The organism is Butyrivibrio sp. YAB3001 (genome assembly GCF_900112195.1).
GTDB lineage: Bacteria > Bacillota > Clostridia > Lachnospirales > Lachnospiraceae > Butyrivibrio.
The window spans coordinates 105,643-122,563 of sequence record NZ_FOKR01000003.1 but is presented as its reverse complement, the minus strand read 5'-3'; the positions used below and the strand labels follow the sequence as shown (position 1 = coordinate 122,563).

The 16,921-nt window shown below is 40.2% G+C and carries 11 protein-coding genes and 1 tRNA gene; 11 read left to right on the top strand and 1 reads right to left on the bottom strand.

Translation table 11 applies throughout. From position 1 onward, the window contains the following. Positions 1-60: 60 nt before the first annotated feature. The 5 genes from BM086_RS04015 (at position 61) to gdhA (ending at position 5,427) form a co-directional block, all read left to right on the top strand. Complete coding sequence (locus tag BM086_RS04015; RefSeq protein WP_092323822.1) at positions 61-960, top strand: DUF5688 family protein; 900 nt, start codon at positions 61-63, stop codon at positions 958-960. Between the two features lie 48 nt (positions 961-1,008). After that, positions 1,009-1,080 (top strand) — tRNA-Arg (locus tag BM086_RS04010). Between the two features lie 72 nt (positions 1,081-1,152). After that, positions 1,153-2,499 (top strand): SH3 domain-containing protein, encoded by a 1,347-nt coding sequence (locus BM086_RS04005; protein ID WP_175560092.1) that lies wholly within the window; start codon positions 1,153-1,155, stop codon positions 2,497-2,499. Positions 2,500-2,634: 135 nt separating this feature from the next. After that, a complete protein-coding gene (locus BM086_RS04000) occupies positions 2,635-3,867 on the top strand; it encodes a Gfo/Idh/MocA family protein (protein ID WP_092323817.1) in 1,233 nt (410 codons plus the stop codon). Between the two features lie 225 nt (positions 3,868-4,092). Continuing rightward, entirely contained in the window at positions 4,093-5,427 is a 1,335-nt protein-coding gene (gene gdhA / locus BM086_RS03995; protein WP_092323815.1) for an NADP-specific glutamate dehydrogenase, read from the top strand. 160 nt (positions 5,428-5,587) lie between these two features. On the opposite strand, the gene BM086_RS20755 is transcribed toward gdhA, so the two are convergent. After that, positions 5,588-6,412, bottom strand: coding sequence for an HD-GYP domain-containing protein (locus BM086_RS20755; protein ID WP_175560091.1), 825 nt, complete (start codon positions 6,410-6,412; stop codon positions 5,588-5,590). 697 nt (positions 6,413-7,109) lie between these two features. Between BM086_RS20755 and BM086_RS03985 the strand changes: the two genes are divergently transcribed. From BM086_RS03985 to BM086_RS20750, 6 genes are all read left to right on the top strand, one after another. After that, complete coding sequence (locus BM086_RS03985) at positions 7,110-9,551, top strand: hypothetical protein (RefSeq protein WP_092323809.1); 2,442 nt, start codon at positions 7,110-7,112, stop codon at positions 9,549-9,551. A gap of 171 nt (positions 9,552-9,722) precedes the next feature. Further along, positions 9,723-10,784 (top strand): SGNH/GDSL hydrolase family protein, encoded by a 1,062-nt coding sequence (locus BM086_RS03980; RefSeq protein WP_092323806.1) that lies wholly within the window; start codon positions 9,723-9,725, stop codon positions 10,782-10,784. Between the two features lie 268 nt (positions 10,785-11,052). After that, positions 11,053-12,918: a sensor domain-containing diguanylate cyclase gene (locus BM086_RS03975; RefSeq protein ID WP_092323803.1), complete on the top strand. Its 1,866-nt coding sequence runs from the start codon at positions 11,053-11,055 to the stop codon at positions 12,916-12,918. Positions 12,919-13,041: 123 nt separating this feature from the next. Further along, positions 13,042-14,031, top strand: coding sequence for a LacI family DNA-binding transcriptional regulator (locus tag BM086_RS03970; protein ID WP_092323800.1), 990 nt, complete (start codon positions 13,042-13,044; stop codon positions 14,029-14,031). A gap of 165 nt (positions 14,032-14,196) precedes the next feature. Further along, on the top strand, positions 14,197-16,506 hold the full coding sequence (locus BM086_RS03965) for a glycogen/starch/alpha-glucan phosphorylase (RefSeq protein WP_175560090.1): 2,310 nt from the start codon (positions 14,197-14,199) through the stop codon (positions 16,504-16,506). Positions 16,507-16,707: 201 nt separating this feature from the next. Next, complete coding sequence (locus BM086_RS20750; RefSeq protein WP_175560089.1) at positions 16,708-16,875, top strand: hypothetical protein; 168 nt, start codon at positions 16,708-16,710, stop codon at positions 16,873-16,875. Positions 16,876-16,921 lie beyond the last annotated feature (46 nt).

Below are 16,921 nucleotides of genomic sequence, written 5' to 3'. Positions count from 1 at the left end.
TTTTAAAAATGGTATTCTGTTGTCTTTTTTTGTTTTTTTTAACGAAAAAGGAGAATTGGTATGAATATAATAGAATTTGGAAATATAATTAAAGAAGAAGTAAAGAACAGATTAGGTGAAGGCTATACAGTTGACTATACTCAGGTAACAAAGAATAACGGAGTTATGTATCATGCTCTTTTGATCAGGAAAACTGACAGCAATATTGCACCTACTATTTATATAGATGGCTTCTATAATGAATATTCAAATGGAAGTGCTATATGCACAGTAGTAGATGAGGTGATGGAAGTGTATAGAAATTGTCTTCCTCCTGATGATATGGATGTGGACTTTTTCTTTGATTTTTCGACAGTAAGTAAAAGACTGACTTTCAAGGTTGTTAACAAAAAAAGAAATGAAAATCTTTTAATGGATATTCCATACAGGGAGTTTGAAGATCTGGCATTTGTGCCGCTGTGCCTTGTCTCTTGCGAGAGGATTGGTGATGGCTGCATAACAATCAAAAAAGAGCATTTAAATAAATGGGAAATTTCCGAGGAGGAATTGTGGGAAAATGTATATGAAAATGCAGCAAAACTTACTCCAATCGATTGCCAGAGTATTTTAGAGACGCTATCCAAAGGATTCATGAAAGGCGATGATCCTGGATTATACGGCGAGTTATCGAGTATATTTGTAGTATCAAACAAGCAAAACTCCCTGGGGGCTTCTGCTGTTTTTTACCCTGGAGTATTAGATGAACTTTCAGCTAAACTTGGCGGTGATCTGGTCATTCTTCCTTCATCTGTTCATGAAACTATAGTAATGGCTGCGCCTTCTGATAAAAACGCATTGGCAAGGCTTACATGGATGGTCAAAGAGGTGAACAGAAGTGTGGTTAGCAACACGGAAATATTAAGTGATAATGCATATTTTTATGAGGCAGAAACTAAAAAAATAAGTGTTATAACCGAGTGATATTGGACATAGCAGGTGCGTTATGTTATTATATTCGGGTACGCGTATGCACCCGTAGTCTAATGGATAGAACGTAGGCCTCCGACGCCTTTAATGCAGGTTCGAGTCCTGTCGGGTGCATATTCTTTATTTTTGTTTCAGGTATTTCTGATATAATAAATCCTGATAAGTACTATGAATAGAGGTTTTTTAATGAGTAATAAAAGAAAGAATTCCTATTCTTTTAGGAATGATAAAAAAAGCATTTTTGTTATGCTGGGAGATAATAAAAAATTTCTGATGCCTGTTGTATTTGTTCTGGCAGTTGTTTTGACTGTTGTGATTGCTCTTAGTGCTAATAAGAGGGCTAAGGAAAATGTCAGTGTCAAGATAGAAAGCGGGAATGATACAAAGGTTGAGATACCTGAGCTCGAGATGGAAGAAAACGCATATCCCGAGGTTAATGAAATAATAAGCCAGTATTATACAGCATCAGCTAATGGTGATTCAGCTGTGATTGAAGCTATTTACAAGGGACTTGATGATACAGAGCTCATCAAAGCTGTCAAGGCTGCCGGATATATAGACGAATTCCGGAATATCACGGTATATACCAAACCGGGACCTGTTGAGGGAAGCTATGTTGCCTACGTCTATAATGAAGTTAAACTTTATGACTATGAAAAGGCAATACCCGGACTTGATTCATTTTATATATGCACTGATGACACCGGTAAGCTTTATATCAATGGTGATATAGCTGATGCAGATGATATTGAATATCTTAGACAGGTTAATCTCCAGGCAGATGTAATTGACCTGAACAATAGAGTTGCAACAAGCTACAATGATATGGTAAGCACAGATGCGGCTCTTGCAGATCTTCTTACAACTATGAGAGCAGAGCTACAGGTTTCAGTTGGTGAGGCACTTGCTACTTCAGAAGCCAGCACGGCAGAAAGCACGGAAGAAGCAGAAGCTGAAACACAGCAAGAAGCTGAAAATGAATCTGAAGAAGCTGGCGAGAATGCTGCTGCAGAAGTATCTACAGTTACAACACATACTATAAGGGCTACTGATGTAATTAACATTCGTAGTTCAGACAGTGAGACAGCTGACATTATTTCCAAGACTACAAAGGGACAGGAATTTAAGCAGTTGGAAGCTCTTGCAAATGGATGGAGCAAAATAGAGTACAATGGCGGAACTGCATTTGTTAAAACAGAGTTTTTTGAAGTTGTTGGTGAGGAAACTACTACAGTTTCCGTTGAGACTGAAGATGCTAATGAGAACGATGAGAGTGCCACTGAGACATCTCAAAAGGAAGAGGCTACTGAGTCCACTACTACTTCTAAAGTGAAGTCAACAGATACCGGTAAAATGGAAGTTTCTGATACAGTCAGACTTCGTAAGAGCGAGAGTACAGATTCAGAAATACTTGCTATAATATATCAAGGCGATACTATCAACGTTATTGAACAGTATGCTAATGGCTGGGCTAAAGTTGAGTACAAAAAGAAGACAGGCTATATCAAGTCAGAGTTTTTAACAAAAGAATAAATGGTGGTTACTGGAGCAAGCTCATAGCGAGTGAACAGTAATAAATAGTGCAGAAGGCACATGATTGTAATCGGGTAGAATAAAAAGTAATAGTCTACCCGATAGTCATATTATTAGGTAACAGGAGGCATAATTATGTTTGGACGGACCAGAGTTGCAATAATGGGTACTGGCAGAATTGCCGGAATTATGGCTGATACTCTAAAGGGAACCAAGGGAGTTGTGTGTTATGCTGTAGGATCACGCACCAAAGAGAATGCTGATAAATTTGCTTCTCAGTATGGAGTTAAGAAAGCATATGGTTCATATGCTGAACTTGTAAGTGATCCAAAAGTTGATCTTGTGTATGTGGCGACACCGCATTCAGAGCATTTTGAAAATGTAAAACTGGCTTTATCAGCAGGAAAGCCTGTTATCTGTGAGAAAGCTTTTATGCTTAGCGAAAAACAGGCTGAGCAGGTTTTTAAAATTGCAGAAGAAAAAAGCGTTTTAGTGACTGAAGCTATATGGACCAGATATATGCCTTCAAGAAGCAAGCTTAATGAACTGCTTGCAAGTAATGTTATCGGCGAACCAACTATGCTCACAGCAAATCTGGGATATAACGTATCAGCCAAGGAGAGGATAAATAAGCCTGAACTTGGCGGAGGAGCTTTGCTTGATCTTGGTGTATATGCGTTGAACTTTGCTTCAATGGTATTTGGAAATGATGTTACAGATATTGTATCTATGTGTACATATAACAATCTCGGTGTTGATATGCAGGATAGCATTACACTCAGGTATAGGAATGGAAGAATGGCAGTTCTAAATGCCACAGCTTTGGCTAACAGTGACAGACAGGGTGTTATCTATGGTACCAAGGGGTATATTGTGGTAGATAATATTAACAATATTGGTGAGATAGTTGTTTATGACAATACCCATAAGAAAATTGCAAGCTATAAGAGCCCACGACAGAATACCGGCTATGAGTATGAGATATTAGCCTGTGTTAAGGCTCTTTCAGAAGGATGGATCGAATGTCCGGAGATGCCTCACTCAGAAACACTTAAGATGCTGAATATGATGGATTTTATCAGGAAGAGCAATGGCATCAAATTCCCCGGTGATGAAGATAGCCCTGTTTGTGAGTATGAGGGTACATCAGCTCATAATGAGAATTCATATCAGTTACATGATGAGATTCAATTAACTGCAGAACCGGTTCAGGAAGCTCCGGAAGAAACTACAGAAGAAGCTACACCAATAGATGCGGGTATTGCGCTTGAATTTGGAACGGATCAAGCGGAAGCAGATTCTGCTTCTGAGTCAGGTGATGAAAAGGTGGAACAAAGCGCTTCAAATTTACAAGGTTCAGAGGAATAAAAAAACTCTTGCACTTTAAATTATTAAAGTTTATAATAACCATCAGGGCAGAAATGCATGCGCAATGGGGCGCAGAAACGATAGGGTTTCTGCGCCGTTTTTTATGGAATAAGAGATTAAGAGATTAATATTTCATAAAAACGCTCCGAGTTACAACGCAACTATTTGTTCTAACTAATCATAATAATAATTTTTTATGTGCCATAGGTACGGGAAGGAGAAAACATGTCATACGTTGATGAGGTCTACAATTATGTTGTAGAGAAGAACCCAGCTCAGCCTGAATTCCATCAGGCAGTTAAGGAGGTACTTGAGTCTCTTAGAGTTGTTATCGAGGCTAATGAAGAAGAGTATCGTAAGGATGCTTTACTTGAAAGACTTGTAACACCAGAAAGACAGATTCTTTTCAGAGTGCCTTGGGTAGATGATAAGGGACAGGTACAGGTTAACAATGGTTTCCGTGTACAGTTTAATTCAGCTATTGGACCTTACAAGGGAGGACTTCGTTTCCATCCTTCAGTAAATCTTGGAATTATCAAATTCCTTGGATTTGAGCAGATCTTCAAAAACTCACTTACAAGCCTTCCAATCGGCGGTGGTAAGGGTGGTTCTGACTTCGATCCTAAGGGTAAATCAGATAGAGAAGTTATGGCATTCTGCCAGAGCTTTATGACAGAGCTTTACAGACATATTGGAGCAGATACAGACGTTCCTGCCGGAGATATCGGTGTTGGCGGACGTGAAATCGGCTTTATGTACGGTCAGTACAAGAGAATCAGAGACGTATATGAAGGAGTGCTTACAGGTAAGGGCCTTGCATATGGCGGATCACTTGCACGTACACAGGCTACAGGTTATGGACTTCTTTACCTTACAGAAGAGCTCTTAAAGTGCAACGGATCTGATATTAGTGGTAAGACAGTAGTTGTATCAGGTGCAGGAAACGTTGCTATCTACGCAATTGAAAAGGCTCAGCAGCTTGGTGCAAAGGTTGTTACATGTTCTGATTCTACAGGTTGGATTTATGATCCTGAAGGAATTGATGTTGAACTTCTTAAGGAAATCAAGGAAGTTAAGAGAGCTCGTCTTACAGAGTATGCAGCTGCTAGAAAGTCAGCTGAATATCACGAAGGTAGAGGCGTATGGCAGATCAAGTGTGATGTTGCACTTCCTTGCGCTACACAGAATGAGCTTCTTTTAGATGATGCTAAGCAGCTTGTTGCAAATGGCGTAAAGGCTGTATGTGAAGGCGCTAACATGCCTACAACAATCGAGGCTACTGAATATCTTCAGAAGAACGGTGTTCTCTTTGTTTGCGGTAAGGCATCTAATGCAGGTGGTGTTGCTACTTCAGCACTTGAGATGAGCCAGAACAGTGAGAGACTTTCATGGTCATTCGAAGAAGTTGATGCAAAGCTTAAGCAGATCATGGTTAACATCTATCACAACATTGATGATGCTGCTAAGAAGTATGGAATGGAAGGCAACTATGTTGCAGGTGCTAACATCGCCGGATTCCTTAAAGTTGCAGAGGCTATGAAGGCTCAGGGTATTGTTTAATAGTTTGGTTTATGAGTCAGATACAGGGGCTGTCGCACTAATTAGTGTGGCAGCCTTTATTACGCACAGCCCCAAGGTATCTATTTGGAAATGCTTGTTTTCACATTTCCAAATGGACACCTTGGGGCTGTGCTGTCTATGAACAATCCTGGAAAACATATTAGTCCGCATATTGTTTCCTTATTTTTTCTATTTCATCATATGAGGAATTGAATACATCTACGACTCTGGGTGAAAACTGGTGACCGCGTTGCCTTAGTATTTCCACCTTGGCATCTATGGCTGGCCAGGCTTCTTTATAAGAACGGCGGCTGGTCAGGGCGTCGTATACATCAGCTACCGAAACAATCTGAGCGTAGATAGAAATCTGTTCTCCTTTTAATCCACGTGGGTAGCCATTTCCATCCCATCTTTCATGATGCTCGTATGCAATCGTCCTTGCCATTGTCATTATTTTCCCTTGATTATGCGATAAAAGAGAATCGCCGTAGGCTGAATGTGTCTTCATTATTTCATATTCTTCATCTGTTAATTTGTCAGGCTTTTCTATGATTTCATTGGGAATCATAAGCTTGCCAATGTCGTGCATCATTGAGGCAACTTTTACATAGGCGATGTCTGTTTCGTCATCTATGAGTTTGGATGCAAGGAGTGCGCTGTATTCTGAGACTCTTCTTATGTGCTGACCTGTTTCACCTGACTTGGCTTCTGAAATTGTGGCAAAATCTCTGATTATATCACTTTGATTTTCCTGGAACTTACGCATGTATTCAATCTTATTCTGGTGTTCCAATGAAACGACAATATTAAGTTTTGAAAAACTGATTGCAAAGAAACAAGACACCAAAACAATGGCATCTAACCAAAGGGTAGGAATGTTTAAGATGTTTGTGCCGAGTCCCGGGAAAATGTAATAAGCCCCATAGCAGATATCCAACAGTACAAAAAGCGCCATGTTATAGTGCAGAACAGATCTCCAATTCATATTCTCTTTATGATTGGAAATATACTCTAAATCATGTCTGTGAATCAGTGAAAGAAAAGCAAGTATTAAAATGTAAATGAAGAAATATGATGTTGCTGAATTAGAGATTGTGAGAGTGACTTTATCCTGAATAATAAATTGTAAATAAACCGTAGCGGCTATTATTTTTCTTTCATGAACTAGTTTGGAATACAGGATAATAGGAATGATATAGGAAAAAAGATCCAGTAAAACCCAATAGATCATGTATATTGCATTTACTTCTTCTGTGGAGACTGATAAAAATGGCCTTATTAGCATAGAAAAAGAATGTACTATTATTTGCTCAAATAGCATTGAAATAACAGTGCATGACAAAAGAATCGATATTAGAAAGCGGATGAATAGTTTTATCCCCTGATATTTGCCTTGAAGGGAATAGGCGGAATAGCAACCAAAAAGTACAGAGGCTATTAGTCTTGGCCAATAATAGGATAATATACTTAACATAGCATACCTCAGTTTATGAACGAATCCTACTATGAAATTATATATGAAAAAACGTTATTTGAGATAATATTGAATAAAATATTATTAGATTTTATAGAAAATTTATTTTAAATCAAACAAAAATAAACGATAATAGAGATAGACGCTTTTTGTAGGATTTAACATGCGCCGAGATAGAAAATAAAGATTGTTTGAAAGGAGAATCAGCATGGACGGCATGAGCACCCAGGATTTAGTAAATGGACAGGATCTATCAACTGTAAATGTGGATGACCTCTTAGCGGCAATGAAGCAGGAAGAGGCCTTGAGTCAACCTGCTCCTGCCATGGAAGAAACACCGATTCCTAAGAAAGAACCACCAAAGGAAGAAGTGGGATCTATTGCTGATCTCCCTGACTTAGATCAGATTATGAAGGAAACTGTTGATGCAGAGGCGGCGATAGCAGCGGCAGCGCCAGTGGAAGCAGCCCCGATACCGGAAGCAATGCCGGAGATACCAGTAGAGGCAGCAATGCCAGAGATGCCAGTAGAGGCAGCACCAATACCAGAAGCAATGCCAGAGATACCAGTAGAGGCAGCGGCAGAAGCGCCGGCAGATATGGATGCGATAATGGCAGCAATGGCAGGAACAGAAGCCCCAGCAGCAGAGGCAGCATCAGTTGAGGCGGCAATGCCGGAAATTCCAGTAGATACAGCTCCAATACCAGAGGCAATGCCTGAGATACCAGTGGAAGCAGCAATGCCGGAGATGCCAGTAGAAGCAGCACCGATACCAGAGGCAGCACCAGTAGAAGCGGCAATGCCAGAAATGCCAGTAGAAGCAGCGCCGATACCTGAGGCAATGCCAGAGATACCGGTAGAGGCAGCGGCAGCAGAAGCGCCGGCAGATATGGATGCGATAATGGCAGCAATGGGAGCAGCGGAAGCCCCAGCAGCAGAGGCGGCACCAGTGGAAGCAGCAATGCCGGAAATCCCAGTAGAGGCAGCAGAAGCACCGGCAGATATGGATGCGATAATGGCAGCAATGGGAGCAGCGGAAGCCCCAGCAGCGGAGGCAGCACCAGTGGAAACAGCAATGCCAGAAATGCCAGTAGAAGCAGCACCAATACCTGAAGCAATGCCGGAGATACCAGTAGAAGCAGCACCAATACCGGAAGCAATGCCAGAGATACCGGTGGAAGCAGCAGCGGAAGCGCCGGCAGATTTGGATGCAATAATGGCAGCAATGGGAGCAGCAGAAGCTCCAGTGGCAGAGGCGGCACCAGTTGAAGCGGCAATGCCAGAAATGCCAGTAGAGGCAGCACCAGTGGAAACAGCAATGCCGGAAATTCCAGTAGATACAGCACCAATACCAGAGGCAATGCCTGAGATACCGGTAGAGGCAGCGGCAGCAGAAGCACCGACAGATATAGATGCGATAATGGCAGCAATGGCAGGAGCAGAAGCCCCAGCAGCAGAAGCAGCACCAGTTGAAGCGGCAATGCCAGAAATGCCAGTAGAAGCAGCCCCGATACCGGAGGCAATGCCAGAGATACCGGTAGAAGCAGCGCCGATACCGGAGGCAATGCCGGAGATACCGGTAGAGGCAGCAGCAGAAGCGCCGGCAGATATGGATGCGATAATGGCAGCAATGGGAGCAGCGGAAGCCCCAGCAGCGGAGGCAGCACCAGTGGAAACAGCAATGCCAGAGATGCCGGTAGAAGCAGCACCAGTTGAGGCGGCAATGCCAGAAATGCCAGTAGAAGCAGCACCAATACCTGAAGCAATGCCAGAGATGCCGGTAGAAGCAGCACCGATTCCGGAGACAATGTCAGAGATGCCGGTTGAGGCAGCGGAAGAAGCACCAGCTGATATGGAAACAATAATGGCAGCAATGGAAGCTGCAGAGACCTTGGCAGCAGCTGAAGAACCTATTCCAGACATTTCAGCAGAACCTGTAATGCCTGATATTCCGATAGAAGAAACACCAGATATTTCAGTAGAGGCAATGCCTGAGGAGGCTCCAGAGACACCGGCGGAGAATCTTGATGCAATATTAAGCAAGGAACTTGATGCCATTACAGAGCCACCTGTTGAAGAAATTCCTGCAGAAGAAATGGCAAGTGGGGAAGTTGGTTCTGAAGAGTTTGCTTTGACAGAAGAGATTCCACAGGAGGAAATAGCTTCTGAAGAAATACCAATAGATGAGATTGCTCTTACAGAAATGCTAGAAGAAAATATTGAGGGGGAGGATACTACAATGGGGGATGTAGCAGTAGAAGGGATCAATGAAAAAGAACTTTATCTTGATGAGTTTAACGACGATGATGACAACCAGACGCCTGAAGAATTTGATATGGCACAGGCAGCGGAAGCTTTGACAGGAGAAGTTGATGACCTGAAGAATTTCCTTGATGGAGAGGGATTTGAATACACCGAGATTAAGACTGAGCAGAAGATAATAATTCTTATCAAGGCAGAAAATGGTCATTCAATGGCTATAATTTATGAATGCGATGACTTTGATGAAATCGTATTTAACTACGAAAAGGATGGCAAGACAAGCTATCGTGATATCACAAATAGTTTCGTAAAAGAACTGATCTGCGCAGGAGCTTGCAGTGGAATCAAGCGTCATAAGGGAACAAAGGTAGTAATCAGCAAGGATTAAAATTTACATAAAAAATAGAATTGCTTAAACAATTGAATATCTATTAGAATAATATAGGCTGGTGTAATCAAAATACACTAGCCTATATTATTTGAGCTGAGTAGAGCACATTAATGTGTTTGGTGCGGACTATACAGGATGAGTAGGATAGTTCGATGACAGGAGGATTCTATGAAAAAAAGATTACTGACATTTTTGATGGTTGCAACTGTTTTGATGGTTGGATGTGGACAAACGACAGAAAATTCGGCATATACAGAGAATACTACAGCTTCAGAGATGAGTGAAACTAATTCGTCTGAAACGGTCGAAATTAGCACTAGTGATGAATCATCAGTTTCCAATGCTGCAGCAGAAAGCAACAATGAAAGCGATGTAAATGAATCTGAATATTCAGACAGCGTTAATGTTTCAGAAAGCTCTGACAACAGCGAATCGGTGAATGATAATGATATTCAGTCTGACGTGGAAAAAGACAATACGACATCAGTGTCACAAGATAGTGATGATACAAAGGAAAGTGCTACTGAAAAAAACTCAGAAATAACAATAAAAGAAAAGAGCGAAGAAAAAGCCTCCTCTGACGTTAAGAACGAGACTTCAGCAGATAAGGAATCCGGTGATACAGATAATAAATCAAAAGATGATCAGAAGAAATCTGAGACAGATAGCAAGGACACAAAAAACGTAAAGGAAAATACAAAAATAGATTATGGCCGAATCATGTTTGCCGGAGATTCAAGGTCGGTAGATATGTTCAACGGAGGAACTAATGAACTTTGGGACGAAGAACACGACGGCATAAGGGTCTTTTGCAAGGATGCATGCCAGAGTGATTATATGGTTACAGCTGCAAGTTGTCTTGGATATGACAATTTTGACACGCTTATTTCCTGGATGGGCTGCAATGACTATGGTAATTTTGCACCATATGAGGCATATTATAACAGCCTTTTGCAGCAGGGAAAAAAGCTTATTGTATGTACTGTAGGTCCGACTGAAGATAGTTATCTTTCAAACGACTTTGACAGGACAAATTATAACAATGACAGGCAAAAGAATTTCAATAATGCTCTTATCAACTGGGCGAATAATAATGGTGTAAAGGTTATTGATCTTTATTCATACATAGTCTCGCACGACAGTATTTATATTGATCCCGCAGATGGAATCCATTATCAGCCTCAGCCTACGACAGAACTATGGAATGTAATATTAAACTCAATCAGATAGTAATATGTTTTTACAGGATAGTAATATATCATTCCTATCAATCAGAATATAAGCATTCTTATTGTTAGATTTTGATGTAAAAGTTATTATTTTTTTATTAAATTAGTATCCTTTTTTACGACTAATTCATTGATTGAATATATAATTAATGCGTGACTTTGAAGAGTTTTATAAGCTAATAAATAACACTTTTATCCGGTTTGTAATTAAAGGCAGAAAAAGCGTTACATGCCACTTAAAAGAGTTTGTATAGAGAGCTGGTTCATCAATGAAGAAAAAATTGACTACAGTAAAACATATGCTTAAGCGCCATAGTTTGATTGCTGCTATGGAATTTATTGTATGGTCAATATTGTTTTTTACAATCATATTTCTGTTTTTCCGTGCATATTACAAGATACTGGTTAAAAATATAGAGTATGAAGATAGAATAAAGACTGTTGAAATATCAAAAACCTTTGATGATTATCTTGGAAAAGTAGAACTGCTTGTTGAGACGGCAGCTTCCGGAGTTGAGGACCTTTTGGCATCGGGAGCTTCCCACGACGAGATTCATGCCTATCTTGAGAGGCAGTCGGCAGACAGGTCCAATATTGTTTCAAATGATACGGATGGCATCTATGGTTATATAGATGGCAGTTATAATGATGGTTATAACTGGATTCCGTATGAAGGGTATGAGTGTACAGAACGTATATGGTACAAGACAGCGCTGGAAGCTGGCGGTGAGACTGTTATGGTTGAACCATATATTGATGCCAGGACAAATGTCCTTATAGTTACTGTTGCCAAATTGTTGAGTGATGGCGAGAGCGTTGTGGCTGCTGACATCAATGCCGGAGGAATTCAAAGAATTGTAGAATCATCTTTTGATGAGGATGAAGATCACGCAGTTATGATCATTGACAAGGGAGGACACGTTATTTCTCATAGTCAGGCCAGTGAGATTGGTTTGGATTATTCAAGTGAAACGGACCTTAACAGGAAAAATATTTATTCTTCCTGGCAAAAAAGTAACGGTGAATCGTTTCTTATAAACGTTGGATCAAAGGAATTCTTTGTTTCACAATATGAAATAAAATATGGCTGGATTTCAATGGTAATAACCAATAAAGCGATAGCTTATGAGCCAATAACCCGCCTGGTTATCTGGGGAGGGTGCATTTTTGTTTTCGGCATTTTGGTTATAGTTCTTATTGTGCGCAAACTCAATCAGAAAAGAAACAAAGCTGACAGTGATTACGACAGTTTGCATGCCTTATCGCAGATTTATATTATGCTCCATAAGATTGATCTTGAAAAAGATACTTTTGAGCAGATAATGTGCCACGACTATAGGGCTAATGAAGTGATCGGTGACAAAAAAACTGCGGCTTCAAAGGTTCTTATGGAAGCGATGCAGGAAGTTATAGACAACAGGTCTTTGGATGAGATTACAGAATTTATTGACCTTAGTACCCTTAAAGACAGAATGGCCACAAAAGATACAATTTCTATTGAGTTTCTGAACTATGAGCATTTGTGGTACAGAGGCAGATTTGTTGCAGTTGACAGAGATGGCTCCGGGAAGCTTTTACATGTTCTCTGGGCAGTTGAGCTTATAGATGATGAAAAGAGATTCAGGGATAAAATGCAGTATCTTGCTGAGACCGACAGGCTGACCGGAATTAACAACAGAGGTAGCGGAGAGAGCAAGATAAGAAAACTCCTTAGATTAAATAAAGGCGGAATGTTTATTCTTTTTGATGCCGATAAGTTTAAGAGCATTAATGATACATTCGGCCATGAAGCAGGGGACTGCGTGCTGATTGCAATAGCAGACTGCATGAAGCATTCCTTCAGAGAAAGAGATATTGTTTTACGACTTGGCGGGGATGAATTTGCTGTGTACGCGCCACTTGTGTATGATAAAGAAAGTGCCCGGCCTATCATAGAAAGATTTATGAAAGCCATAGATGATATCAATCTCCCTGAGATTAATGGCAGAAAAATATGTGTCAGTCTGGGAGTTGCTTTTTATCAGCAAGATGATATCTTTACTTTTGAGGAACTTTATAAGAGGGCTGACAGCTGTACTTATGAGAGTAAAAAAGTTCAGGGCAGTTTTGTGACTTACTATGGTGACAGGGCTTAAAGGGGCATAATGTGTTCATGCTTGCATGCTAAACATTATAGCTTTGAAATTCACAAAATATGAGAGAGTCGCGTTTGGGCGTATTCTGAATATACGAAAAAAGGAATAAATGGGGAAATTGTAATGGTTTCGATAAAAGATGTTGCCAGAGAAGCAGGCGTTGCAATCTCGACTGTTTCCAAGGTGCTTAATAATTATCCAAATGTCAGTGAGGCGACAAAAAAGAAGGTTAATGAGGTGGTTGAGAGGCTTGGGTTTGTGCCCAATGCAGTTGCTGCTACATTGTCATCAAAAAAGACCGGGCGCGTGGCGCTTCTTTTAAATCTTAATCTTAATATATCTGCAAGTGATGAGATAAATATGCAGTATATCTCAGGAGCTGTACACAAAGCAAAAGAACTGCAGCTTGATGTCATTACAGTTTTTACGTCGATGATAGAGGATATGACTGTGGATGAGGTCAACAACTATTTTGCCTCCCAGGGTATCAGAGGAATAATAATCTATGGCCTTACGACCAAGGATAAGGTCCTGCATAAGTTGATTGAGAGCGGAAACTTTAAGATTGTTGTGATAGATGCTCCTATGGTAAATGAGACTACTTCAGCAGTTGGAGTAGACCATGCCAAGGCTCAGTACGATATAGCCAAGAAGACAATAACAGATAATAAATGCAAGAAGATTCTTTATCTTGCAGGAGAAGAAAATGGTTATGTTACAGCCCAGAGACTTGCGGGGATAAAAAAGCTCTGTGAGGAAAAAAAGTTAAAGCTCACTGTGAGAAACGGAAAGTTTTCTGAACTTAGGGCGAGAGAGCTTACCATGCGTTTTTCCAAGAATAATGATTGCGTTGTATGCGCATCGGATCTTATGGCAATAGGCGCAATGAAGGCACTGATTGATATGGATATTTTCAGACCTGTATGTGGGTTTGACGGCATCATCCTAATGGGTTATGTAGGAAAACAGATGAATACTGTTAAACAGGATTTTGTCCAGATATCTGGATGCGCCGTTGAAGAACTTAACAGACTTCTTATGGGAGAGACCGGAAGGAATGTGGTAATGCCCCATACATTGGTTAGAATGAAGTATGAGGATATAATCTGCTAAAGAAATGCTGATTAAATCAGAGTTTCACCGCAATAATGAACATTATTAAATTTATGCTTGCGGAAAACGTTTTCCTATGTTAGAGTATTTGTATCAGATGAAGAAAACGTTTTCCAAACCCTTTGGAAAAGATGTATTTTGTTTTATAACGAGAGGAGAAGCGAAATGTCAAAGCACACGAACATGCAGAGAGATGTACTTGTTACAAACCTTGAGGAACAGCTTGAGGAGCTTGCCAGGGAGAAGTTTGGCAAAAGTCTGAAAGAGTGTACTGATCATGAGACATATTATGTCCTTCTTGAAATGACAACTCGTCTTATGGATGTTGCCGAGGTTTCTAATGGGGAGAAGAAGATTTATTATATTTCAATGGAATTCCTTATTGGTAAGCTTCTTTCAAACAATCTTATCAATTTAAGAGTATATGACAGGGTAAAAGAAATCCTTGAAAAGAATGGAAAGACACTTGCAGCAGTTGAAGAGTGCGAGCCTGAGCCTTCACTTGGTAATGGCGGACTTGGAAGACTGGCAGCGTGCTTCCTTGATTCAATTGCAACTTTGGGACTTGCAGGTGAAGGAATCGGTCTTAACTACCACTTTGGACTATTTAAGCAGGTATTTAAAGATCACCTTCAGTCAGCTGAGAAGAATGACTGGATCGAAGAGCAGTCCTGGCTTGAAAAGACAGATACTACTTTCGAAGTTTCTTTTGGCAAAAAGAAAGTTGTATCAAGGCTTTACAACATGAATGTTGTCGGATATGACACAGGAGTTAACAAGCTTCGTCTTTTTGATATAGAGTCAGTTGATGAGAGCCTTGTAAAAGAGGGAATTGACTTTGACAAGACTAAGATTGATAAGAACCTCACTCTTTTCCTGTATCCGGATGATTCTGATGAGGCTGGAAATCTTCTTAGAATTTATCAGGAGTACTTCCTTGTATCAAATGCAGCTCAGCTCATTTTGAGAGAGCAGAAAGAGCGTCAGTACGATCTTCATGAGCTTCATAACCATGCTGTTATCCAGATCAATGATACTCATCCTACAATGATTATTCCTGAACTTATCAGAATTCTTGTTGAGGAAAAGGCATTCAACATAGATGATGCCATTGATGTTGTAAGCAAGACTTGCGCATATACAAACCACACTATTTTGGCTGAAGCTCTTGAGACATGGCCACTTAAGTATCTTGAGAAGGTTGTTCCTCAGCTTGTTCCTTACATCAAGGAGCTTGATAAGAGAATAAAGGCTAAATATAAGAATCCTAAGGTTCAGATCATTGACAAGGATAAGAAAGTGCATATGGCATTTATCGATATCCACTACGGATTCTCAATCAATGGTGTTGCTGCTATCCATACAGATATTCTTAAGGACAGTGAACTTAATGATTTTTACAAGATCTATCCTGAGAAGTTCAATAATAAGACAAATGGTATAACATTCCGCAGATGGCTTCTTTCCTGCAACCATCCGCTTGCTGATTTCCTTTCACAGACAATCGGAGATGGATTCAAGAAGGATGCTATGAAACTTGAAAAGCTTCTTGAGCACATTGATGAGCAGGAGACATTGGACCGTCTCGAGGAAATCAAGAAGGGCAAAAAGCAGGAACTTGTAGCTTATCTTAAAGAACATGAAAATGTTGAAGTTGATCCTGATTCTATTTTTGATATTCAGGTAAAGAGACTTCATGAGTATAAGAGACAGCAGATGAATGCCCTTTACATCATTCATAAATATCTTGAGATCAAGGGCGGCAAGAAGCCTACAAGACCATTGACATTTATCTTTGGTGCTAAGGCAGCTCCTGCATATGTTATAGCAAAAGATATCATTCATCTTATTCTTGTTCTTCAGGAAATTGTAAACAATGATCCTGACGTTAATAAGTACATGAAGGTTGTTATGGTTGAGAACTATAATGTAAGCTATGCCGAGAGACTTATTCCTGCATGCGACGTTTCCGAGCAGATCTCACTTGCATCCAAGGAGGCATCCGGAACAAGTAACATGAAGTTTATGCTTAACGGAGCAGTAACTCTTGGAACAGATGACGGTGCAAATGTTGAGATTCATGAGCTTGTTGGTGATGACAATATCTATATCTTCGGTGTAAGCGCTGATGAGGTTATTGAGCATTACAAGAAGGCTGATTATGTTTCAAAGGATTACTACAAGAAGAGTAAGGTGATCAAAGAGGCTGTAGACTTTATTGTAAGCAAACAGTGCCTTAAGGTTGGTCACAAGGAAAATCTTGAGAGACTACACAAAGAACTTCTTAACAAGGACTGGTTCATGACTCTTATCGACCTTGAAAGCTACATTGCAAAGAAGGACGAGATTTTTGCAGACTATGAGAAGCGCGATAAGTGGAAGAGAATGATGCTCACAAATATCGCAAAGGCTGGATTCTTCTCATCAGATAGAACAATTGAAGAATACAACCGCGATATCTGGCATCTGAACTGATAATACATAAGATAAACAGGCCGTTCAGCGAAAATAATTAAAGCCATTTGGAGGCAGATTGAAATGCTTCTGAATGGCTTTATTTATTATCTGAAACTGCTGCAGAACCATATACAGCATAGGGCCTAATGGGCCTGGTGAGATACAGGTCAAATTTTCCGGTTCGTATGAGCTGCTCCATATCCTTCAAAGGAAAAATATATGAAGATAAGGATAGCATTTACAATCGTCATATTGGTGTCTATTATGCTGGGAGTAACAGCGTGTGGCTCGAATACAAATGATAATGCGGCAACAGAGACATCAACTTTAAGGGAAGAGCCTAAGGTAAATGAAGCGAGAACTGATATGAGTACAGCAGTTGTTTAATGCCTCCTGCCCTTATTTATGATATGATAATAATATAACAAACTAA

Excerpts from the sequence above, each read along its gene's own strand:
- BM086_RS20755 (WP_175560091.1), bottom strand. The coding sequence starts at position 6,412 with ATGAATTGGAGATCTGTTCTGCACTATAACATGGCGCTTTTTGTACTG.
- BM086_RS04005 (WP_175560092.1), top strand. The coding sequence starts at position 1,153 with ATGAGTAATAAAAGAAAGAATTCCTATTCTTTTAGGAATGATAAAAAA.
- BM086_RS20750 (WP_175560089.1), top strand. The coding sequence starts at position 16,708 with ATGAAGATAAGGATAGCATTTACAATCGTCATATTGGTGTCTATTATG.
- BM086_RS03970 (WP_092323800.1), top strand. The coding sequence starts at position 13,042 with ATGGTTTCGATAAAAGATGTTGCCAGAGAAGCAGGCGTTGCAATCTCG.
- BM086_RS03980 (WP_092323806.1), top strand. The coding sequence starts at position 9,723 with ATGAAAAAAAGATTACTGACATTTTTGATGGTTGCAACTGTTTTGATG.
- BM086_RS03975 (WP_092323803.1), top strand. The coding sequence starts at position 11,053 with ATGAAGAAAAAATTGACTACAGTAAAACATATGCTTAAGCGCCATAGT.
- BM086_RS03985 (WP_092323809.1), top strand. The coding sequence starts at position 7,110 with ATGGACGGCATGAGCACCCAGGATTTAGTAAATGGACAGGATCTATCA.
- BM086_RS03965 (WP_175560090.1), top strand. The coding sequence starts at position 14,197 with ATGTCAAAGCACACGAACATGCAGAGAGATGTACTTGTTACAAACCTT.
- BM086_RS04015 (WP_092323822.1), top strand. The coding sequence starts at position 61 with ATGAATATAATAGAATTTGGAAATATAATTAAAGAAGAAGTAAAGAAC.
- BM086_RS04000 (WP_092323817.1), top strand. The coding sequence starts at position 2,635 with ATGTTTGGACGGACCAGAGTTGCAATAATGGGTACTGGCAGAATTGCC.
- gdhA (WP_092323815.1), top strand. The coding sequence starts at position 4,093 with ATGTCATACGTTGATGAGGTCTACAATTATGTTGTAGAGAAGAACCCA.